This is a genomic window from Rhodanobacter sp. B04, assembly GCF_002001125.1.
Taxonomy (GTDB): domain Bacteria; phylum Pseudomonadota; class Gammaproteobacteria; order Xanthomonadales; family Rhodanobacteraceae; genus Rhodanobacter.
In genome coordinates this window covers 277,859-297,666 of the sequence record NZ_MUNV01000005.1, presented here as the reverse complement: position 1 = coordinate 297,666, position 19,808 = coordinate 277,859, and the positions used below count along the sequence as shown (strand labels likewise).

General features: G+C 64.5%; 22 protein-coding genes and 1 riboswitch. Of the genes, 20 read left to right on the top strand and 2 right to left on the bottom strand.

Annotated elements, in window-relative coordinates:
* Positions 1 to 24 precede the first annotated feature (24 nt).
* From B0E46_RS01340 to B0E46_RS01270, 15 genes are all read left to right on the top strand, one after another.
* Positions 25 to 894: a DUF817 domain-containing protein gene (locus B0E46_RS01340; protein ID WP_139350375.1), complete on the top strand. Its 870-nt coding sequence runs from the start codon at positions 25 to 27 to the stop codon at positions 892 to 894.
* A 77-nt stretch (positions 895 to 971) separates the two neighbouring features.
* Complete coding sequence (glyA, locus tag B0E46_RS01335) at positions 972 to 2,225, top strand: serine hydroxymethyltransferase (protein WP_077553898.1); 1,254 nt, start codon at positions 972 to 974, stop codon at positions 2,223 to 2,225.
* Between the two features lie 10 nt (positions 2,226 to 2,235).
* Positions 2,236 to 2,934, top strand: coding sequence for a CTP synthase (locus tag B0E46_RS01330; protein ID WP_077553897.1), 699 nt, complete (start codon positions 2,236 to 2,238; stop codon positions 2,932 to 2,934).
* A gap of 2 nt (positions 2,935 to 2,936) precedes the next feature.
* Entirely contained in the window at positions 2,937 to 3,446 is a 510-nt protein-coding gene (nrdR, locus tag B0E46_RS01325; protein WP_077553896.1) for a transcriptional regulator NrdR, read from the top strand.
* A gap of 17 nt (positions 3,447 to 3,463) precedes the next feature.
* Positions 3,464 to 3,805 carry an MmcQ/YjbR family DNA-binding protein gene (locus B0E46_RS01320; protein ID WP_077553895.1) on the top strand — a complete coding sequence of 114 codons (342 nt, stop codon included), beginning with the start codon at positions 3,464 to 3,466 and terminating at the stop codon, positions 3,803 to 3,805.
* 35 nt (positions 3,806 to 3,840) lie between these two features.
* Complete coding sequence (gene ribD, locus B0E46_RS01315) at positions 3,841 to 4,899, top strand: bifunctional diaminohydroxyphosphoribosylaminopyrimidine deaminase/5-amino-6-(5-phosphoribosylamino)uracil reductase RibD (RefSeq protein ID WP_077554154.1); 1,059 nt, start codon at positions 3,841 to 3,843, stop codon at positions 4,897 to 4,899.
* 106 nt (positions 4,900 to 5,005) lie between these two features.
* A riboswitch (FMN riboswitch) is annotated at positions 5,006 to 5,190 on the top strand.
* Positions 5,191 to 5,322: 132 nt separating this feature from the next.
* Entirely contained in the window at positions 5,323 to 5,964 is a 642-nt protein-coding gene (locus B0E46_RS01310) for a riboflavin synthase (protein WP_077553894.1), read from the top strand.
* Between the two features lie 126 nt (positions 5,965 to 6,090).
* A complete protein-coding gene (ribBA, locus tag B0E46_RS01305; RefSeq protein ID WP_077553893.1) occupies positions 6,091 to 7,182 on the top strand; it encodes a bifunctional 3,4-dihydroxy-2-butanone-4-phosphate synthase/GTP cyclohydrolase II in 1,092 nt (363 codons plus the stop codon).
* 82 nt (positions 7,183 to 7,264) lie between these two features.
* Positions 7,265 to 8,218, top strand: coding sequence for a muramoyltetrapeptide carboxypeptidase (gene ldcA, locus B0E46_RS01300; protein ID WP_077553892.1), 954 nt, complete (start codon positions 7,265 to 7,267; stop codon positions 8,216 to 8,218).
* Positions 8,219 to 8,262: 44 nt separating this feature from the next.
* Positions 8,263 to 8,724: a 6,7-dimethyl-8-ribityllumazine synthase gene (gene ribE, locus B0E46_RS01295; protein ID WP_077441365.1), complete on the top strand. Its 462-nt coding sequence runs from the start codon at positions 8,263 to 8,265 to the stop codon at positions 8,722 to 8,724.
* Positions 8,724 to 9,170, top strand: a complete 447-nt coding sequence (nusB, locus tag B0E46_RS01290) for a transcription antitermination factor NusB (protein WP_077553891.1) — start codon at positions 8,724 to 8,726, stop codon at positions 9,168 to 9,170. Before ribE ends, nusB begins: the two co-directional genes overlap by 1 nt.
* Positions 9,170 to 9,718, top strand: coding sequence for a GNAT family N-acetyltransferase (locus tag B0E46_RS01285; RefSeq protein WP_077553890.1), 549 nt, complete (start codon positions 9,170 to 9,172; stop codon positions 9,716 to 9,718). Before nusB ends, B0E46_RS01285 begins: the two co-directional genes overlap by 1 nt.
* Before the next feature lie 26 nt (positions 9,719 to 9,744).
* Positions 9,745 to 10,713 carry a thiamine-phosphate kinase gene (gene thiL, locus B0E46_RS01280; protein WP_077553889.1) on the top strand — a complete coding sequence of 323 codons (969 nt, stop codon included), beginning with the start codon at positions 9,745 to 9,747 and terminating at the stop codon, positions 10,711 to 10,713.
* Complete coding sequence (locus tag B0E46_RS01275; protein ID WP_077553888.1) at positions 10,710 to 11,234, top strand: phosphatidylglycerophosphatase A; 525 nt, start codon at positions 10,710 to 10,712, stop codon at positions 11,232 to 11,234. Before thiL ends, B0E46_RS01275 begins: the two co-directional genes overlap by 4 nt.
* A 243-nt stretch (positions 11,235 to 11,477) precedes the next feature.
* Complete coding sequence (locus B0E46_RS01270) at positions 11,478 to 12,263, top strand: hypothetical protein (RefSeq protein WP_139350374.1); 786 nt, start codon at positions 11,478 to 11,480, stop codon at positions 12,261 to 12,263.
* 113 nt (positions 12,264 to 12,376) lie between these two features.
* On the opposite strand, the gene B0E46_RS01265 is transcribed toward B0E46_RS01270, so the two are convergent.
* On the bottom strand, positions 12,377 to 13,384 hold the full coding sequence (locus B0E46_RS01265; protein WP_077553886.1) for an NAD(P)-dependent alcohol dehydrogenase: 1,008 nt from the start codon (positions 13,382 to 13,384) through the stop codon (positions 12,377 to 12,379).
* A 136-nt stretch (positions 13,385 to 13,520) separates the two neighbouring features.
* Between B0E46_RS01265 and B0E46_RS01260 the strand changes: the two genes are divergently transcribed.
* From B0E46_RS01260 to B0E46_RS01250, 3 genes are all read left to right on the top strand, one after another.
* Positions 13,521 to 14,498, top strand: a complete 978-nt coding sequence (locus tag B0E46_RS01260; RefSeq protein ID WP_077553885.1) for an aldo/keto reductase — start codon at positions 13,521 to 13,523, stop codon at positions 14,496 to 14,498.
* Between the two features lie 90 nt (positions 14,499 to 14,588).
* Entirely contained in the window at positions 14,589 to 14,798 is a 210-nt protein-coding gene (locus B0E46_RS01255; protein WP_077553884.1) for a hemin uptake protein HemP, read from the top strand.
* A gap of 205 nt (positions 14,799 to 15,003) precedes the next feature.
* Entirely contained in the window at positions 15,004 to 15,498 is a 495-nt protein-coding gene (locus tag B0E46_RS01250; RefSeq protein WP_139350373.1) for a hypothetical protein, read from the top strand.
* Between the two features lie 68 nt (positions 15,499 to 15,566).
* Here the strand turns inward: B0E46_RS01250 and B0E46_RS01245 are convergent, their stop codons facing one another.
* Positions 15,567 to 17,489 carry a hypothetical protein gene (locus tag B0E46_RS01245; protein WP_139350372.1) on the bottom strand — a complete coding sequence of 641 codons (1,923 nt, stop codon included), beginning with the start codon at positions 17,487 to 17,489 and terminating at the stop codon, positions 15,567 to 15,569.
* Between the two features lie 254 nt (positions 17,490 to 17,743).
* On the opposite strand from B0E46_RS01245, the gene B0E46_RS01240 reads away from it, so the two are divergent.
* Together B0E46_RS01240 and B0E46_RS01235 are read left to right on the top strand one after the other, a co-directional pair.
* Positions 17,744 to 19,015, top strand: coding sequence for an efflux RND transporter periplasmic adaptor subunit (locus tag B0E46_RS01240; protein ID WP_077554153.1), 1,272 nt, complete (start codon positions 17,744 to 17,746; stop codon positions 19,013 to 19,015).
* Positions 19,016 to 19,079: 64 nt separating this feature from the next.
* Complete coding sequence (locus tag B0E46_RS01235) at positions 19,080 to 19,802, top strand: ABC transporter ATP-binding protein (RefSeq protein WP_077553881.1); 723 nt, start codon at positions 19,080 to 19,082, stop codon at positions 19,800 to 19,802.
* Positions 19,803 to 19,808: the final 6 nt, after the last annotated feature.

Sequence of the window (19,808 nt, the reverse complement as noted above, 5' to 3'; positions counted from 1 at the left end):
TGCTCGCCGGGATGCATGATGAGGATGACGAAACCAGCGACATGGCCGGCGACCATGCTGATGCGGCGCCTGGCGGTGCTGGACCAACGCATAGCGCGGCAGTTGCGGGTCCGCGGGCGATGGGCCGTGGGCATGCACGAGCTGGTCTGCTTCGGCCTGAAGCAGGCCTCGGCCTGCCTGTTCGGCGGCTTGATGGTGGCCTTGCTGCTGGCCACGTGGCGCTGGTATCCGGCCACGGCGCCATTGGCCCGCTACGACTTCCTCACCCTGGCGGCCATTGCGATCCAGCTAAGCCTGCTCGCGCTGCGGCTGGAAAGCGTGGAGGAGGCGAAGGTGATCCTGCTGTTCCACGTGGTCGGCACGCTGATGGAACTGTTCAAGACCGCGATGGGGTCGTGGAGCTATCCGGAGGCGTCGCTGCTGCGCCTGGGCGGCGTGCCGCTGTTCAGCGGCTTCATGTACGCATCGATCGGCAGCTACATCGCCCGTGCGTGGCGGCTGTTCGACTTCCGTTTCAGCCGGCATCCGCCGTTTGGCGCGACCGTGTCGCTGGCGGCGGCGATCTACCTCAACTTCTTCACCCATCACTTCCTGCCGGATGCGCGTCCGCTGCTGTTCGCGGCCCTGGTGCTGCTGTTCGGCCGCAGCTGGGTGCATTACCGCATCCGCCGCGTGCACCGGCGCATGCCGCTGTTGCTGGGTTTCGTGCTGGTGGCGCTGTTCATCTGGTTGGCGGAAAACGTCGGCACATACACCAAGGCGTGGCTTTATCCGGCCCAGCGGCACGGTTGGAGCATGGTGCCGGCCGGCAAGCTGGGGGCGTGGCTGTTGCTGATGATCATCAGCTACGTGCTGGTCGCGGCGGTGCACCGGCAGGGTCGGCATGGTCGCTGAAGCCGGGCGGTGGCCGCAAACGCCCGGCAGCGCTACACTTTCCGGCTATTCCCCGCTCCCTATCTGCCGAGGCCAGAATGTTTCCGAAGAACTGCACGATCGCCGGTTATGACGATGAACTGGCCAAGGCCATCGCCGATGAGGGTCAGCGCCAGGAAGACCACGTCGAGCTGATCGCTTCGGAGAACTACGCCAGTCCGCGGGTGATGGAAGCGCAGGGCTCCAAGCTCACCAACAAGTACGCCGAGGGTTACCCGGGCAAGCGCTATTACGGTGGCTGCGAGTACGTCGACATCGCCGAGAAGCTGGCGATCGAGCGCCTGAAGCAGCTGTTTGGCGCCACCTACGCCAACGTGCAGCCGCATTCGGGCTCGCAGGCCAATCAGGCGGTGTACCTCGCGCTGCTCAATCCGGGCGACACGATCCTCGGCATGAGCCTGGCGCATGGCGGCCATCTCACCCACGGCGCCAAGGTCAACATCTCCGGCAAGCTGTTCAACGCGGTGCAGTACGGCGTCGACGCCGATGGCCGGATCGACTATGACGAGGTGCAGCGCCTCGCCACCGAGCACCAGCCGAAGATGCTGGTCGGCGGCTTCAGCGCCTACTCGCAGGTGGTCGACTGGGCGCGCATGCGCCAGATCGCCGATTCGGTCGGCGCGCTGTTCTTCGTCGACATGGCCCACGTCGCCGGCTTGATCGCCGCCGGCGTGTACCCGAGCCCGCTGCCGCATGCGCACGTGGTGACATCCACTACGCACAAGACCCTGCGCGGTCCGCGCGGCGGCATCATCGTGGCCAAGGGCGCCGGCGAAGAGATCGAGAAGAAGCTGCAGTCGATCGTGTTCCCCGGCATCCAGGGTGGCCCGCTGATGCACGTGATCGCGGCCAAGGCGGTCGCGTTCAAGGAAGCGCTGGAACCCGAGTTCAAGGCCTACCAGACCCAGGTGGTGAAGAACGCCAAGGCGATGGCCAAAACCTTCATCGAACGCGGCTACAAGATCGTCTCCGGCGGCACCGAGAACCACCTGATGCTGGTCGACATGATCGGCAAGGACGTCACCGGCAAAGATGCGGAAGAGGCGCTGGGCAAGGCGCATATCACGGTCAACAAGAACGCCGTGCCGAACGATCCGCGCAAGCCTTTCGTGACCTCCGGCCTGCGCGTCGGTACCCCGGCCGTCACCACCCGCGGCTACCAGGAAGCGGACTGCATCGAGCTGACGAACTGGATCTGCGACGTGCTGGATGCGCCGGGCGACGAGGCGGTGATCGCCAAGGTGCGCGCGAACGTCACGGCGCAGTGCAAGAAGTACCCGGTGTACGGCTGAGTCCACCGGCATGCATGCCTTGCAGATCGGACTGATCGGCGACCGCAACGATGATGTGGTCGCCCATCGCGCCATTCCGCTGGCCTTGGGGATGGCGGCGGATGCCTGCGGTGCAGAGGTCGAGTCGATCTGGGTGCCGACCGAACAGGTCGGCGACGGTGCGGCGTTGGCCGAGTTCGATGGACTCTGGTGCGTGCCGGCCAGCCCCTATCGCAGCATGGATGGTGCGCTCACCGCGATCCGCGTGGCACGCGAGCGCCACATTCCGTTCCTGGGTACCTGCGGCGGTTTCCAGCATGCGGTGATCGAATACGCACGCAATGTGCTGGGCTGGACCGATGCCGAACATGCTGAAACGGCGCCGCAGGCACAACGACAGGTGATCGTGCCGCTGCTGTGCTCGCTGGTCGAGGTCACCGATGCGGTGCAGCTCGTCGCCGGTTCGCGGCTGGCGCGGGCCTATGGAGCGACCTCGATTGTCGAGGGTTATCACTGCAACTACGGCCTTGGCCCTGATTTTCGTCAAGCGCTTGTCAATGGCCCGCTGCATATCAATGCCGTGGATGATGCCGGCGACGTGCGTGGCATCGAGCTGGACGGTCATCCTTTCTTCGTTGCCACCCTGTTCCAGCACGAACGCGGTGCGCTGCAGGGGCGGTTGCCGCCGGCGGTACGTGCTTTCGTGCAGACGATGATCGACACTTACTGAGCATGCATTGCCCCTTCTGCCAGCACGAAGACACCCGCGTGATCGATTCCCGGCTGGCCGAGGACGGCTCGACGGTGCGTCGTCGACGCGAATGCCCGCAATGCGGTGAGCGTTTCAACACGTTCGAGACGGCGGAGCTCAAGCTGCCGACGATCGTAAAGAGCGGCGAACGCCGCGAGACGTTCGACGAGCGCAAGCTGCGGGTGAGCTTCGAGCGCGCACTGCAGAAACGCCCGGTGGCCAGCCACGATGTGGACAGTGCGGTGCGCACCATCATCAACGACCTGCGCCGCAGCGGCGAGCGCGAGATATCGTCGCGCCAGCTCGGCGAGCTGGTGATGCGCGAACTGAAGAACCTCGATCAGGTCGCCTACGTGCGCTTCGCCTCGGTCTACCGCAAATTCGAGGACGTGCACGCATTCCGCGAGGAGATCGAGAAGCTGGAGCGCGACCTGCCGGGGCTGGACGAGATGCAGTTGCCGCTGCTGGGTGGCGGTCGGCGCGACAAATGAGCGCGGGCTGACTGCGCATGGTGACGCTGGATCGCTTCCGCGAACTTGCCATGCAGCTGCCGCAGGCGGAGGAGGTCGATCACTTCGGCACGCCATCGTTCCGCGTGCGCGGCAAGATCTTCGCGCAGTTTTCCCGTCGCGACGATCGCGCCATTTTCAAGTTTTCCCTCGACGAACTCGACGTGCTGCGCATGTCGGCCGACGATCTGTTCGAGCCCGACCCGAGCTGGGGCAAGCATGGCTGGACGCATGTGCGCATTGCCGCGATGGAAGAGGTCTGGGTGAATCAGTTGCTGCGCGATGCATGGCGGCGTGTCACGCCGAAGAAACTTCACCTTGAGCTGGAATCCGGCACATGAACGCGGCTGCCTTCTCGGCGCTCGATCACACGCATATGGCGCAGGCGCTGCGGCTGGCCGAGCGCGGCCTGTTCACCACCCAACCCAATCCGCGGGTGGGCTGTGTGATCGCGCATGGCGCGGAAATCGTCGGCGAAGGCTGGCACCAGCGTGCCGGCGAGCCGCATGCGGAAGTGTTCGCGCTGCGTGCGGCGGGCGATCGCGCACGTGGCGCGACCGCCTACGTGACGCTGGAGCCGTGCGCGCATCAGGGGCGCACGCCGCCGTGCGCCGATGCGCTGATCGCTGCTGGGGTGAGGCGGGTGGTCGTCGCCGCCGAGGATCCGTTTCCCCAGGTGGCGGGGCGTGGCATCGGCAAGCTGCGTGCGGCCGGCATCATGGTCGACGTGGGCCTGCTGCGCGAAGCAGCGCGCGAGCTGAATATCGGATTCTTCAGCCGGATCGAGCGCGCACGGCCGTGGGTGCGGCTGAAACTGGCGATGAGCCTGGACGGCCGCACGGCGCTGGCCAACGGCGAGTCGAAGTGGATCACCGGCGAAGCGGCGCGTGCCGATGTGCAGCGCTGGCGTGCACGCAGCTCGGCGATCCTCAGCGGAAGCGGCACGGTGCTGGCCGACGACCCCCGACTCACCGTGCGCCCGTCCGGCGACGAGCAGTTCATGCCGCCACTGCGCGTGATTCTGGACCGTGGCCTGCGCACCCCTGCCGGTCACCACGTGCTGGATGGTTCGGTGCCCACGCTGGTGCTGCATGCAGCGTCGTTCTATCCGGGCAAGCACTTCGAGCATGTCGAGTGCGTGGCGGTAGCCACGTCCGGCGAGGTGCTCGATCTGCGTGCCGTACTGGCGCTGCTGGCCGGACGCGGCTGCAACGAAGTGCATGTCGAGGCCGGCCCGACGCTTTGCGGTGCCTTGTTTGCCGCCGGTATGGCGGATGAGCTGCTGCTGTATGTGGCACCGCTGCTGCTGGGCGACAGCGCCCGCCCCTTGCTGCAGCTGCCCACGCTCAGTGACATGGCGAGCCGCTGGCAGCTGCAGCCGATCGAGCAGCGTCAGCTGGGCCACGACTGGCGCCTGCGCCTGCGTCCGCTCTGAGCGCCGACTGTATGCTGCGGTGAACGCTGCATTTCGGCGTGCATCCGCAGCCAGTTCCTGCGTCGGTGCTAGACTGCGCCAGCCGGCCAAGCCGGCAAACACCACATAGCGTCTTCAGGGCGGGGCGAAATTCCCCACCGGCGGTAGGTTGAAGGGTTCATCCCCGGCAACGAGCCCGCGAGCGCCTTGGTCCGGAGCGGGCCAGGGGTCAGCAGATCCGGTCAGATACCGGAGCCGACGGTTGGAAGCTGGCGACAGTTTCCTCACAGTCCGGATAAAGAGAAGACGGTCGGACGCGTGGCCTAGCGGCTGTGCGTCGACCTCATGCCTTGGGGCGTTTTTCGCAGCTTTTCGACGCGGGAAACGTTTCATGAAAGCCATTGCATCCATGCGGTTCATCGCCCTCCTGCCGGAGCTGCGCTGATGTTTACCGGCATCATCCAATCCGTTGGCCGCATCGCGCGGATCGAGCCGCGCAGCGGCGACGTGCGTCTGGCCGTCGATACGGCCGAGCTTGATCTCGCCGATGTGCAACTGGGCGATTCGATCGCCGTGTCCGGCGTCTGCCTCACCGCGGTGGGGCTGCAGCCGCGCGGCTTCAGTGCGGACGTCTCCAACGAGACGCTGTCGCTGACCTCGCTGGGCAAGCTGAAGGCCGGCGACCCGGTGAACCTGGAGAAGGCGCTGCGCCTGGCCGATCGGCTCGGCGGCCATCTGGTATCGGGTCATGTCGACGGTCTCGGCAAGGTGGTGTCGATCACGCCGGACGGCCGCTCGCAGCGCTGGACGTTCGAGGTGCCGGCTGCGATCTCGCGCTACATCGCCGCGAAGGGCTCGGTCTGCATCGACGGTACCAGCCTCACCGTCAACCAAGTTTCGGGTCATCGTTTCGGCGTCAACCTGATTCCGCATACGGTCGAGCACACCGCTTTCCATGTGCGTCGCGTCGGCGATGCGGTGAATATCGAAGTGGACGTGGTGGCGCGCTATATCGAACGGCTGCTGTCCAGCGGCGAGACGCCGCGGCTGGACGAGGCGTTTTTGAAGCAGCACGGCTTCGCGTGAACTCCTCTACCGTCATTCCAGCGAAAGCTGGAATCCAGTGCCTTGGTCGATGTGCCGGAGTCACTGGATTCCGGCTTTCGCCGGAATGACGATTTCCCCTATTCCCCCGTTTCCTGGACCTTGCCCATGAGCTTCAACACCATTCCCGAAATTCTCGAAGACATCCGCGCCGGTCGCATGGTGGTGATCCTCGACGACGAGGACCGCGAGAACGAGGGCGATCTGATCATGGCCGCACAGATGGTGCGACCGGAAGACATCAACTTCATGGTGCGCGAGGCGCGCGGGCTGGTCTGCCTCACGCTGACCGAGCAGCGCACGCGCCAGCTCGGCCTGCGCCCGATGGTCAGCGACAACACTTCGGCCTACCACACCAACTTCACCGTCTCGATCGAGGCCGCCGAGGGCGTCACCACCGGCATCTCGGCGCACGACCGTGCACGCACGATCCAGGTGGCGGTGAAGGCCGATGCGAAGCCGCAGGACCTGTCCCAACCCGGCCATATCTTCCCGCTCACCGCGCAACCGGGTGGCGTGTTGACTCGCGCCGGCCATACCGAGGCCGGTTGCGACCTGGCTGCGCTGGCCGGACTGGAGCCGGCGGCGGTGCTGATCGAGGTGCTGCATGAGGATGGCTCGATGGCACGCCGCCCCGAGCTGGAAATTTTCGCGGCGAAACATGGCCTGAAGATCGGCTCGATCGCCGACCTGATCCGCTACCGGCTGGAAACCGAGAAGACCGTGCAGCGCGTCCACGAGGAACAGGTGGAAACCGAGTTCGGCCCGTTCCGCCTGATCGCCTATCGCGACGCGATCCGTCATGGCCTGCACTACGCGCTGGTGCGCGGCAAGGTGAATGACGGCGCACCGGTGCTGTCGCGCGTGCATGTACGGAACACGTTGTCGGACGTGCTGCATCTCAAGCGCGATGACCTCGGCCTCACCGTGACTTCGGCGCTGCGCCGCATCGCCGACGAGGATCGCGGCGTGCTGCTGGTGCTGTCTGGCGAGGATACGCCGGAGGCCTTGCTGGCCCGGTTGAATCGCCAGCCCAGCACGCAGGCGCCGGAAGAGGCGCAGCAGCAGGAATGGCGCCAGCTCGGCCTCGGCGCACAGATGCTGGCCGACTTGGGTGTGCACAAGCTGCGCGTGCTGGGTACGCCGCGCAAGCTGGTGGGCCTGGCCGGGTTCGATCTGGAAGTGGTCGAGTACGTGTAGCCTCGGGGTGGACAGGGTTTTGCCACGACGAGACTATGTTCGGCCATCCATACTCAGGCTTTCCCATCACCGACGACGCGCCATGTCCGATATCGCCATTCGCCTGATCGCTCCCTCCGGCTACCCGCACGACCGCGCTGCGATGATGCGCGGCGTCGAGCGGCTGCAGGCGGCGGGTTGTGCCGTGAGTGGGCTGGATGTGCTCGAACGCACCGAGCTGCGTTATGCCGGTGGTGACGCACAGCGTGTCGCCGACCTCCATGCGCTGGCGACCTGCGAGCAGCTGCCGGATATCGCGTTGTCGATCCGCGGTGGTTACGGCGCCACACGGCTGCTTGAGTACATCAACTACGACGCCTTGCATGAGCGTCTCGGCGGCATGAACACCGTGCTGGTCGGCCACAGCGATTTCACGGCGCTGCAGATGGCATTGCACGCACGGAGCGGGTTGGTCACCTTCGGCGGCCCGATGCTGGGGCCGGATTTCGGTGCTGCGGCCTTCAGCAATTTCACCTGGCAGCACTTCTGGCAAACGGTCACCGCGCCGCAGGCCACAGCCAGCTGGAACGCGGCTGGCGAGACCGAGCTGGATGTCGAAGGGCCGCTGTGGGGCGGCAACCTCGCGATGCTGTGCAGCCTGCTGGGCACGTCATATTTTCCGAAGATCGACGGCGGCATCCTGTTCGTCGAAGACATCGGCGAACCGCCATTCCGCATTGAGCGACTGCTGTACCAGTTGCACCTGTCCGGCGTGCTGGATCGGCAGCGCGCCCTGCTGCTGGGCGACTTCAGCGCGTGCCGGCCCAGTGCCTACGACAACGGTTACGACCTCGCCGCCGGGTTTGCCCAGATCAGCAAGCTGACCCGGGTACCGGTGATCGCCAACCTGCCGTTTGGCCACGAGCCGGACAAGTTCACCTTGCCGTTCGGGGTCCCCGCGCGGCTGCGTGTATCCGGTGGTCAGGCGCGGCTTGATTTCCACGGTTATCCCCATCTCGCCCGACCGGTGCCGGCCAGCCCGCTCGAAAACCCGTAAAATAGCTGGCCCGCATGGGCTTGCGCCCACAGGAACTGCAATCCATGAAGATCATCGAAGGCGATTTCGCCACGCCGAAAGGCCGTTTTGCCATCGTCGCCGGCCGCTTCAACGGCTTCGTCGTCGAGCCGCTGGTGGCCGGCGCCCGCGACGCCCTGGTGCGTCATGGCGTGAAGGACGACGCTATCGATCTGATCCGCGTGCCGGGCGCGTGGGAGATCGCGCTGGCCGCGCACAAGCTGGCGAACTCCGGCAAGTACGCCGCGGTGATCGGGCTCGGCGCGGTGATCCGCGGCTCCACCCCGCATTTCGACTATGTCGCCGGCGAATGCGCCAAGGGCCTGGCCCAGGCAGCCTATAGCTCCGGCGTGCCGGTGGCGTTCGGTGTGCTGACCACCGACAGCATCGAGCAGGCGATCGAGCGCTCGGGCACCAAGGCCGGCAACAAGGGTGCCGATGCGGCGATCGCCGCACTCGAGATGGTCAACCTGTACGGGAAGCTGTGATGAACCAGCGTCCGCAAGGTATCGATCTCGCTGCACGCTCGCGCGCACGGCGCCGCGCGCTGCAGGCGCTGTACGCGTGGCAGCTGAGCGGCAGCCACATGAACGCGGTGATCGACCAGTTCCGCCACGAGCAGGACATGGAAGTGGCCGACCTCGAATACTTCGAGGATCTGTTGCACGGCGTGGAGCACAACGTCGATGCACTCGACGCCAGCCTGCGCCCGCACATCGATCGCGAAGTGGCACAGATCGATCCGATCGAACGCGCCGCACTGCGCCTGGCCGCGTATGAGCTGAAGTTCCGCCCGGACGTGCCGTATCGCGTGATCATCAACGAGGCGATCGAGGTCACCAAGCGATTCGGCGCCGACCACGGCCACAGCTACGTCAACGGGGTGTTGGACAAGCTGGCCGCCGAGCTGCGTGTCGTCGAGAAGCGGGGCTGATGTCCGCCGCCGGGGCAGGTTGGCCGTCGGTCGAACTGGTGCCGGTGATCGAGACCGAACGGCTGCGGCTGCGTGCGCATCGCGCGGAAGATCATGCTGCGTGTACGGCGATCTGGTCCGATCCCGAGGTGGTCCGTTACATCGGTGGCCGCCCGTCCACGGCCGAGGAAGTGTGGAAGCGCCTGCTGCAGTACGTCGGCCTGTGGAGTCTGCTCGGTTACGGCTACTGGGCGGTCGAGGAGAAGTGCAGTGGCCGTTACATCGGCGATATAGGCTTTGCCGATTTCAGGCGCGACATGCAGCCGTCGCTGCAGGGCATGCTGGAATTCGGCTGGGTGCTGGCGCCGCACGCGCATGGCAACGGCTATGCGAGCGAGGCAGTGGCGGCGATCGCCGCCTGGGGCCAGGCGCATCGCCCCGAGCTGCGCGTGGTGTGCATCATCTCGCCCGGGAACCTGCCGTCGATCCGGGTGGCCGAAAAAGCCGGGTTCCGGTTGTGGCAGCAGACCGTCTACCACGACAGTCCCACCCTCGTTTTTACCCGCTAGCCAGTTTCCCGCCGGGCGATCCGTTGATGGAATTCGATCTGATTGAACTGATCCGTCGTCACACGGCGCAGTCGCGCGACGATGTGCGGTTGGGTATCGGCGATGACGCCGCCGTGCTCGCCGTGCCAGCCGGCCAGGAACTGGCCGTGGCGATCGACAGCCTGGTCGATGGCGTGCATTTCCCGCGTGGTACGGCCGCGGCCGACATCGGCTGGAAGGCGCTGGCGGTGAACCTGTCCGATCTTGCGGCGATGGGCGCGAGTCCGGCCTGGGCATTGCTGGCGCTGACGCTGCCCACGCCCGATGCCGCCTTCGTGGAAGGCTTTGCCGAAGGCTTCGCCGAGCTGGCACAACCGCACCGGCTTGCTCTGGTCGGTGGCGACACCACCCGCGGACCACTTTGCATCAGTGTGGCGGTGCACGGCTTCGTGCCGCCGGGCAAGGCGCTCACGCGCGCCGGCGCGCACGTCGGCGATGCGGTGCTGGTCACCGGTACGCTGGGCGATGCTGCCGCCGGGCTGCACGCCCTGCAGCATCCGTGGCGCGACGACGACCCGCGCAGCAGTCTGCGCGAATTCCTGATCGAACGGCTCAATCGCCCCGTGCCGCGGCTGGCTGCAGGCGCCGCCTTGCGTGGGCAGGCGAGTGCCTGCGCCGATATCTCCGATGGCCTGCTCGCCGATCTCGGGCACATCTGCACGGCCAGTGGCGTCGGTGCCGAAATCGAGGCGGCATTGCTGCCGCGTTCCTCGGCCTTGCTCGGTCTGCACGATGAGGCGACCGCGCTGCATTTCGCGCTCAGCGGCGGCGACGATTACGAATTGTGCTTCACCGTGCCGGTGCAGCGGCTGGCCGACGTGCAGGCGGATCTCTCGCGGCTTGGCTGTGGCGTGACGCGGATCGGTCGCATCGTGGAAGGCAGTGGCGTGCGTGTACGCGGCTCGGACGATGAATGGTTGAACATGGGCCGATCCGGCTGGGAGCATTTCGCTTGAGTGCCAGGAAGACCCTCGGCGCCGAACAACGTCGGGCCTTGCTGGCCACGCCAGCGGGTTGGCTGGCGTGCGGTTTCGGTTCGGGATTGACGCCGGTGGCGCAAGGCACGTTCGGCTCGCTGGCGGCGTTGTTGCCATGGCTGTTGCTGCGTGAGCTGCCGTTGCCGATCTATCTGGCTGTGCTGCTGATCGGCTTTGCCGTCGGCGTGTGGGCATGCAATGTGGCCGGCCGTGCACTTGGCGTCGACGATCATCGCAGCTTGGTGTGGGACGAATTCATCGGACAGTGGGTCGCGCTGATCCCGCTGTTGCTGCCCGCGCTGCTGCCAGCCAGCGGATTCGCATGGTGGATGCTGCTGGCCGGTTTCGTGCTGTTCCGGCTGTTCGATGTGTGGAAGCCGTGGCCTATCAGCTGGCTGGACCGGCATCTGAAGGGCGGCATGGGCGTGATGGTCGACGATGTGGTTGCTGGTGTGTTTGCTGCGATCCTGCTTGGTTGGCTGTTGCACGCACTGATATAGAGCGCCGTCCATTTTCGGAATAGGCAGTGTTGAGATGAGCGCATCGGACTCATCGCGGTTTCCGTATAATCCAGCCCGGCTGGCCGATCCAGGCTTGCAGGCGCAATAAATTGCGCGACGAATTTTGATGACGGCAATCTTTGAAAGGCTTGGCAGAGATTATCGATTCGTCGAATGGTTGTGTGTTGCAAAGTTGTTTCGACTTTGCTCTTTCATCGAGTTCACAGGGGATCCACGATGCACATGGGAAAGACTACGGGTTGTGTAATGGTCGTGGCAGTGGTCGGCCTGCTCAATGGGTGCGTGCAAAATGCAGCGAGGCCGGTCAATCAGAGCTTGGTTCCAGTCAAAACGATCATGCAGGATCTCGATGGCTATGCGAGTCGCGAATTCACCCCTGCAACGCTGCCGGACCAGGTTCAAAAAACCGTCGTCAATGCGGATAGTCAGGCCGTCGGCTTTCACCGCCTGGTGCTGGATATGACTACCAGCAGCACACAGAATGGAGGCACGGGCGTGTCTCACTACACGAGCCATGGCGTATACCAGAATGAGGGTAACGGTTTCGTGCGAGGCGTTACGACGCTCTCCAGCAATGGCATACAGACCATGGTGGAGCTGGATCTGACTTACAGAAATATTTATTACGTACGAGGGCAGAGTCTGAGCTTGACTGCGGCCAATGCAAACCGGATCAGCGAGTCTCAGGTGATTTCGCATTTCGACACGCCTGCAGCCGGCCATGAATTGCATTTTTCATACGATGCCGGGTATGTGGGGCAGACCAGAAATTTCATTCACAATGAAACGAGCTGTGTATTTGGCCGCAGTTTCGAGGCGTCGGAAATAAACCCGAAAATACTGGGTACGGCGCGTGAGCTTGACTGTCAATACAGCAATCTGAACGGTGTCGTGATCAGCAAAGACCACAAGGTCTATCTCGACAAGTATGGGTTTGCCATCGTGCTTGGGCGCGAAAACTCCGCGGCGAATATCGCTTTCACGGTAGCTGATTTCAAAGTCGAGTAAGTATTGCGGCGGATTTAAATCTTCATGCCGATGCATGTCCGCCATGTGTTGTGGCGGGGAGGTCAGGTCGTGCCGCAAGTACAGTTGTACAGCGGCACGGTTGACGGCACGAATCAGGCTTCGAGCACGATCCTGTAACGCGCCTTGCCTGCTTCCAGATGGGCCAGTGCCTCGTTGACCTTGGCCATCGGGAACATTTCCACCTGCGGGCGGATGTCGTGGCGGGCGGCGAAATCCAGCATGCGGGCGATGTCGACCGGTGAGCCGGTGGGAGAGCCGGAGATGTCGCGCTGGCCGACGATCAGCGAGAACGCGGGCACCGGGATCGGTTCCAGCACGGCGCCGACCACGTGCATGCGGCCCTTCGGCGCCAGCGTGGCGAGCAGCGCGTTCCAGTCCATCGGTACGTTCACCGTGACCAGCAACAGGTCGAGCGTGCCGGCGATCGCCTTGATCGCACCGGAGTCGCGGCTGGCCACCACGTGATGCGCACCGAAGCCGCGTGCCTCGTCGGCCTTGGCGGCGGTGGAAGTGAATGCGGTGACCTCGCAACCCCATGCCGCGGCGAACTTGATCGCCATGTGGCCGAGGCCGCCGATGCCGACCACGCCGACCCGCGCCGTGGGCTTGATGTCGTAGGCAAGGAAGGGCTTGAACACGGTGATGCCGCCGCACAGCAACGGACCGGCGCTGGCCAGGTCGATGCCGTCGGGGAGCGGAATCGTCCACGCCCAGTGCGCACGCATCTTGTCGGCGAAACCGCCATGGTGGCCGCCGATCGTGGCGACCGACGATGCGCACAGGTTCTGGTCGCCGGACAGGCACTGGCGACAGTGCATGCAGCTCTCGGCAGTCCAGCCGATGCCGACGCGCTGGCCGATGCTCAACCCTTTCGCCTGTGCGCCCAGCGCGGTGACCCGGCCGATCGCCTCATGGCCGGGGATGAACGGGTAGCGTGCATTGCCCCATTCGTTGTGGATCATCGACAGGTCGGAATGACAGATGCCGCAGTAGTCCACCGCCACTTCGACTTCCTCGGCACCGAGCGGGCCCACGTCGAACGTGGTCAGTGCGAGGGGTTGACCGGCGGCGCTGACGGCCCAGCCTTTGATCGAGGACATGACGGACTCCGCTGCGAGAGAAAGCCCAAGACTACGCCGATGTGTCGGCAGTGACAGCTGCCTTCAGCGCAAGGAATGGACGCGGCGGCGCAACTGTTGGCATGCTGGCCGTCTTCCCCGTCATCGGAGCATCCCCATGCTTTACCGTCGTCTTGGCCGTAGCGGCCTGCAACTTTCCGCGTTGTCGTTCGGCGCCTGGGTCACCTTCGGCAAGCAGGTGGGACGCAGCCAGGCACGCGACCTGCTCGCGCTGGCGCATGATCGCGGGGTGAACTTCTTCGACAATGCCGAGACCTACAACAACGGCGTGGCCGAACAGGTGATGGGCGATGTGCTGGCCGATCTGCGTTTTCCGCGCGACAGTTACTGTGTCTCCAGCAAGGTGTTCTTCGGCGCGTACGACAAACCGCTGCCGACCCAGCGCGGGCTGTCGCGCAAGCACGTGATGGAGGCTTGTACGCAGGCATTGCAACGTTTGCGTGTCGACTATCTGGATCTGTATTTCTGTCATCGTCCCGATCCGGATACGCCGATCGAGGAAACCGTGGCGGCGATGGATACGCTGATCCGTCAGGGCAAGGTGCTGTACTGGGGCACCAGCGAATGGCCGGCCGAGGCAATCCACGAGGCGCATCGGGTCGCCCGGGAGAATCACCTGTACGCGCCGGTGATGGAACAGCCGCAGTACAACCTGCTGCATCGCTCGCGGGTCGAAGTGGAATATGCACCGCTGTATGCCGCCTATGGCATGGGCACCACGATCTGGTCGCCGCTGGCGTCGGGCTTGCTCAGCGGCAAGTACAACGACGGCGTGCCGGCCGATTCGCGGTTGACCCAGCCGGGCTACGAATGGCTGCGCGAAAGTGTGCTGGGTCATGGCAGCGAACGCATCGACAAGGTGCGTGCCCTGCAGCCGATCGCCGGCGAGCTCGGCGTCAGCCTGGCGCAACTGGCGATTGCCTGGTGCCTGCTCAACGAGCATGTTTCGACGGTGATGCTCGGGGCCAGCCGGCGCGAACAACTGGAGCAGAACCTGGCGGCGCTGGATCTTCTGCCACGGCTGGACGCCGGCATCGCGCGACGCATCCTGCAGGCGGTCGGCGCTGCGGATTGAGCGGCTGGGGTAGGCATGGACAAGGGATGGTTGACAGTTAAATGAGAATCATTATTATTTGAACGTCGCCCACTTCCTGCGGAATCCGCCATGTCGACGTCTGTTCTCTCGCTGACCCCATCATCGCAAGCTCTGGCAGCACGGCGCCGGTCCGCACCCGCGCCGGGCATCGCGGCAGCCACGCGGCATGTCACCAGCCAGTCGCTGCTGGCTGGTGGCCGCGAGCTGGTGATCCAGCATCAGGGTGGCGAGTACCACCTGCGGCTGACCCGCAACGACAAGCTGATCCTGACCAAGTAAACGCACCCTGCGGGCGGCCTGAAGAGGTCGCATGCGCAGATGTCTGTCTTGCCTGCGCGTTCCCCACTGCCTTTCGCCAGCGCCGCCTGACGGGCGCCAGCCGGGCTCCGTCTCGGAGGTGCCTGTGTTTGGTTGGTCCACTTCAACGTCGTCGCTGATCTGCCATTCCTGCCGCGCTGTGCCAGCACAGCGCCGGTGGTTGCGCATGTCGCCAGAGCGGTTCGTGCGCCAGCTGCCCTTGCTTGGTTGCGTGCTTTACGTGCCCGGGCGACCGACCGCACTGGCAGCGGAGTCCTGCGTCGGCGGTGTTCTGCTGGCCCATCGTGAGCTGGCGCCCTTGCTGTTGATCCGCTCGCTTGTCGCGGCCAGCGCGATCACCGGGGATGGCCCGCGCGAATGGCTGGAATGTCTGGACGATGAAGGGCAACTGCATGCGCGCCTGCATTTGCTGCCCGACACGGACTACCTGGCTTGGGACGCCCTGCTGCAATTGGCCGACATGGAAGCGCCGACCAGGCTGCTGCATGGGTATCGCAGCTTCCAACCGGGCGAGGCACGTCTGGTTTCTTTCAGTCATCGCCAATTGGCCGGCTTGAACGTGCTGGAGGCAGCGCAACCGCAGGCAATTTCGAATCTGGGACGGCAGCTGGCGAAAAGGATTACTCAGGCCGAAGCCATCGTGTTGCAAGGGGCGGCGTAATGATGGCCCCTGCCTGATCCGGCATGGCGCCGGATCGGGCGAGCCAGCGGCCATCGGCATGCCGCGTGTTATCGGGTGGGGGCAGGCAATGGCGTGCGCTCGAGTTCGATGAGGGCGGCAAGTTGCTCCAGTGCAGGCTTGTGCTTCATTTCCAGCAAAAACTGCCAGCTTGCCAATACCCGCCGATACAGCAGCAGGCGTGCCGCCGCAATGTCGCGGTCGGGTCTCGGCGGTTTCGACGGTCGCGGCTTGCCTGCCTGCGCGGGTGCTGTTTCACCGTCATCGCGATCGGATGAGAGATCTGGCATCAAGCCCAGCATGACGATAGCGGCGGCTTTGACTTTTTCGTCGGCGGATTTTTTCGCCCAGGCCAGGATCGCCTGATAACGACGGCCGTCCCAACTGGCGATGACTCTTGCACGCGCTGGATCGAAGGTCGCCGGATCGGCATAGCCGCTTTCGTAGTAGGCGAACAAGTCCGGATCGATCGCGCTGGCCGGGTTGGTCGCGGACTCATTGCCCATGCTCTGCGCTGCTGTGGCTGCTTCGCGGAAATTCGCCAGGTCGCGCTCGTACGCCAGCACCGGCGCGGGCAGTTTCGACAACTCGCCTGTGTTGAGCGCGTGCTGCCATGCCGGCTCGATGGTCTTGCCCCAGAGACTGCCAAACAGCATCTGATCGTTCATCGCCGCGTTGGTATCGCCGTCGGGATATCTGCGCGCACGACTACTGGGTGAGCGCGTCGGCTGCGGTCGTATCGCTGATTCGAGTTCACTCTGCGGGGCATGGAGCAGATCTTTCAGGTTCGGATTGGCCTGTACCATGCGTTCCGCGTAGTGGCGAAATTCCTCGGCACGCGCCTGCAGCGCCGCATCGGCGATCTGCGGAGCCGCACCGTCCATCGCCTGTCGGAAATGCGCCAGCGCGGGTTTGACCGTGGCGGCAAGGTCGGGCGCATGTTCCATGCGTGCGATCGTCTGCGCCCAGTCCACAAGGTATTGCTCCGAAGTCGAGCGCGGTTTGTCGATCGTCTGATCCACCTGGACGGCCTGTACGTGAGCGTCGTAAAACGATGCACGCATCGGCAACTTGCCGGGCTTGAGGGTGAATACGTCCAGCCCGGTCAGGTTTTCCGGCATGTAACGCTCATAGCCTGCCCATCGATCCGCCGACACATCGGACGTACAGCCCGAGGCGAAGGATTGATCGTCGGTCGCGGTGAAGCCTGCGGCGGGTGGCAACCTGGAGGGATGGCTGACCGGACGGGCCCAGGCGGGCGGCTTGGCGAACCACGCCGGGTCGGCGGCTTCTTCGCGTGGCAGACCCAGGTAGTGGAAGCCACCCGAGAAGCACTGGCTCATGACGAATACCACCCGTCCGCGGCCGAGGCCCGCAGACAGCCAGCGGCGGAGTTCGGCGACGCCCAGGGTTTCCGAGTAGCGGTAGTCGCGCCAGCCGTAGGGAATGGTCGGATCACGGTTCCAGCCCCACAGGCTGATGATGCTTTCGCCGGGCGAGTCTGCCGAGGGGCCGCCGTGGTCGCCGACGAACAGATAAAGCGTGCCGCCCTGCTTGACCGCGGGAAGAATCTCGTCGCGGAAGGCGCGTGCGATCTCATCGTGTCGGGCAGGTCGGTTGTCCGGTAGCGCGCCGGCAATCCAGGTAGTGATGTCGTGGCCTTTCTCGTCCTTGCCGGTCTGCTCGACATCAAACAGCACAGGTGGCTGCCCGCTCTGGTTGCCCGCACCAAAGAACGTCCAGATCGACTTGTGCGGATAGTGCGCGCGCAGATAAGTCACATAGGCGCGTGCCTGCAGATACTGCGAATAGTGGTTGCTGGCCGGATTGCCTCCCCCGGAAATCACCACGAAGGCATCCGTGGCCTGTGCGCTGCACGCGCCGCCGAGCAGCAGCGACAAGGTCATCAAAAGCAGCATCGGCGAGCGGCGGCGGGTAATCCATGAGTTGCGCACGATGGAGCGTCCAGTCATTGAACTTGCGGAACGTTAAGCGCGGATCTGTGTGGCTGGCAAGGGGCTTGCCATGCGGCGCTTCCGGACCAGCTGCCGTGACCGTCTGCAGCGTCCTGTCCGTTTGTCCGTGGATTGTCCGCGGACACTCAATTTGCATCGGTGACACACGTCAAGTAATTGAAAAAGCTTATATATATGCAACATCTGATGACTGGCATACGGATTGCTACAACCCCAGTGCAACCGCGCTGTCCGCGGCCAGGAACGGCATGATGATTCGCGATACTTCCGCACAAGACCGCATGGTCGAAGTCAAACCCAACCGCAAGCGCCAGTTCGTGCTGCTTGGTGCTGGCGTGCTGGTGCTTGGGCTGCTGGCATGGCTGGCGCCAGGCATCGGTCGCCTGTTTTCGGCGTCGGCCTCGGTCAGCAGTTCGCGACTGGCATTCGCAACGGTCGAACGCGGGCCGTTCGTGCGCGACATCGCCGCCGAGGGCAAGGTGGTTGCCGCGGTCAGCCCCACCTTGTATGCCACCTACGGTGGTGCGGTGACGCTGCAGGTGCATGCGGGCGACACGGTGAAGAAGGGGCAGGTGCTGGCCGTGGTCGACAGCCCGGAGCTGCGCAACAAGCTGGCGCAGGAGCAGTCCAAGGCCGCTGCCATGCAGGTCGACTATCTGCAGGCGCAGGTCGACGCGCGCAGCAAGCGCAGCGACCTTCAGAAGGCCTTCGACAACGCGCAGATCGACGACAAGAGCGCGGAAACCACACTGGACCGCACGCAGAAGGCGTTCGCCGCCGGTGCCGCCAAAGGCGTGGAGGTCGATCAAGCCAAGGACCTGCTGGAAAAGGCGCGCATCACGCTGGCCCATGCCAAGTCCGATCTGGGCATGAACAACGACAGCCTGAATCTCAACATCCAGTCCAAGAAGCTCGCCCACGACAACCAGCTGCTGGTGGTGCAGGACCTGCAGCGCCAGGTCGACGACTTGAATGTGAAATCGCCGGTCGATGGTCAGGTCGGCCAGTTGTTCATCGCCGAACGCGCCACGGTAGCGAAAGACGCGCAACTGCTCAGCGTGATCGACTTGTCGGCATTGCAGGTCGAGATGCAGGTGCCGGAAAGCTTCGCGCGCGATCTCGGTATCGGCATGTCCGGCGAGATCAGCGGCAACGGCAATGTCTGGAAGGGCCTGGTCAGCGCGATCTCGCCCGAAGTGGTCAATGGCGAAGTGGCGGCGCGGCTGCGCTTCGACGGCCAGACCCCGAAGCAGTTGCGCCAGAACCAGCGCCTGTCCGTGCGTGTGCTGCTGGACAAGCGCGACAACGTGCTGACCGTGCAGCGCGGCTCGTTCGTCGACGAATCCGGCGGCAGCTACGCCTACGTGGTGCGCAACGGCATCGCCACCAAGACCCCGATCCGCGTCGGTGCCAGCAGCATCGACAAGGTGGAGATTCTCGATGGCCTGAAGGAAGGCGACCGCATCGTCATCTCGGGTACCGACAGCTTCAAGAGCGCCCAGACGGTTGCGATCAGCAACTGATTTGTGCAGTGACACCAGATCGACGCTTTTCCCGATTTCCGATTCCAACCACCGAGGAACAACCATGCTGAAGATGACCCACCTGTCCAAGGTCTACCGCACCGAAGTGGTGGAGACCTATGCGCTGCGCGATTTCAACATCGACGTGAAAGAGGGCGAGTTCGTCGCCGTGACCGGTCCGTCCGGCTCCGGCAAGACCACCTTCCTGACCATCGCGGGCCTGCTAGAGACCTTCAGCGGCGGCGAGTACCACCTTGACGGCATCGAGGTGAGCAACCTCAACGACAATGCCCGCTCGAAGATCCGCAACGAGAAGATCGGCTTCATCTTCCAGGCCTTCAACCTGATCCCCGACCTCAACGTGTTCGACAACATCGAGGTGCCGCTGCGCTACCGCGGCATGAAGTCGGCCGAACGCAAGCAGCGCATCATGGAATCGCTCGAGCGGGTGGGCCTGGCCTCGCGGGCCAAGCACTACCCGGCCGAACTGTCCGGCGGTCAGCAGCAGCGTGTGGCGATCGCGCGTGCACTGGCCGGCTCGCCGCGCCTGCTGCTGGCGGATGAGCCGACCGGCAACCTGGATACGCAGATGGCGCGTGGCGTGCTGGAGCTGCTGGAGGAGATCCACCGCGAGGGCGCCACCATCGTGATGGTGACGCACGATCCCGAACTGGCCGCGCGTGCGCAGCGCAACGTGCACATCATCGACGGCCAGGTGGTGGATCTGTCCGAGGATCCGCGCTTCCACGCCACCGGGCATGTGCGCAGCGAAGCCCATTCGGGCTGATGTTCC

Coding starts and splice junctions, on each gene's coding strand:
- B0E46_RS01340 (WP_139350375.1), top strand. CDS start 25: ATGACGAAACCAGCGACATGGCCGGCGACCATGCTGATGCGGCGCCTG.
- glyA (WP_077553898.1), top strand. CDS start 972: ATGTTTCCGAAGAACTGCACGATCGCCGGTTATGACGATGAACTGGCC.
- B0E46_RS01330 (WP_077553897.1), top strand. CDS start 2,236: ATGCATGCCTTGCAGATCGGACTGATCGGCGACCGCAACGATGATGTG.
- nrdR (WP_077553896.1), top strand. CDS start 2,937: ATGCATTGCCCCTTCTGCCAGCACGAAGACACCCGCGTGATCGATTCC.
- B0E46_RS01320 (WP_077553895.1), top strand. CDS start 3,464: ATGGTGACGCTGGATCGCTTCCGCGAACTTGCCATGCAGCTGCCGCAG.
- ribD (WP_077554154.1), top strand. CDS start 3,841: ATGGCGCAGGCGCTGCGGCTGGCCGAGCGCGGCCTGTTCACCACCCAA.
- B0E46_RS01310 (WP_077553894.1), top strand. CDS start 5,323: ATGTTTACCGGCATCATCCAATCCGTTGGCCGCATCGCGCGGATCGAG.
- ribBA (WP_077553893.1), top strand. CDS start 6,091: ATGAGCTTCAACACCATTCCCGAAATTCTCGAAGACATCCGCGCCGGT.
- ldcA (WP_077553892.1), top strand. CDS start 7,265: ATGTCCGATATCGCCATTCGCCTGATCGCTCCCTCCGGCTACCCGCAC.
- ribE (WP_077441365.1), top strand. CDS start 8,263: ATGAAGATCATCGAAGGCGATTTCGCCACGCCGAAAGGCCGTTTTGCC.
- nusB (WP_077553891.1), top strand. CDS start 8,724: ATGAACCAGCGTCCGCAAGGTATCGATCTCGCTGCACGCTCGCGCGCA.
- B0E46_RS01285 (WP_077553890.1), top strand. CDS start 9,170: ATGTCCGCCGCCGGGGCAGGTTGGCCGTCGGTCGAACTGGTGCCGGTG.
- thiL (WP_077553889.1), top strand. CDS start 9,745: ATGGAATTCGATCTGATTGAACTGATCCGTCGTCACACGGCGCAGTCG.
- B0E46_RS01270 (WP_139350374.1), top strand. CDS start 11,478: ATGGGAAAGACTACGGGTTGTGTAATGGTCGTGGCAGTGGTCGGCCTG.
- B0E46_RS01265 (WP_077553886.1), bottom strand. CDS start 13,384: ATGTCCTCGATCAAAGGCTGGGCCGTCAGCGCCGCCGGTCAACCCCTC.
- B0E46_RS01260 (WP_077553885.1), top strand. CDS start 13,521: ATGCTTTACCGTCGTCTTGGCCGTAGCGGCCTGCAACTTTCCGCGTTG.
- B0E46_RS01255 (WP_077553884.1), top strand. CDS start 14,589: ATGTCGACGTCTGTTCTCTCGCTGACCCCATCATCGCAAGCTCTGGCA.
- B0E46_RS01250 (WP_139350373.1), top strand. CDS start 15,004: ATGTCGCCAGAGCGGTTCGTGCGCCAGCTGCCCTTGCTTGGTTGCGTG.
- B0E46_RS01245 (WP_139350372.1), bottom strand. CDS start 17,489: ATGACTGGACGCTCCATCGTGCGCAACTCATGGATTACCCGCCGCCGC.
- B0E46_RS01240 (WP_077554153.1), top strand. CDS start 17,744: ATGATTCGCGATACTTCCGCACAAGACCGCATGGTCGAAGTCAAACCC.
- B0E46_RS01235 (WP_077553881.1), top strand. CDS start 19,080: ATGCTGAAGATGACCCACCTGTCCAAGGTCTACCGCACCGAAGTGGTG.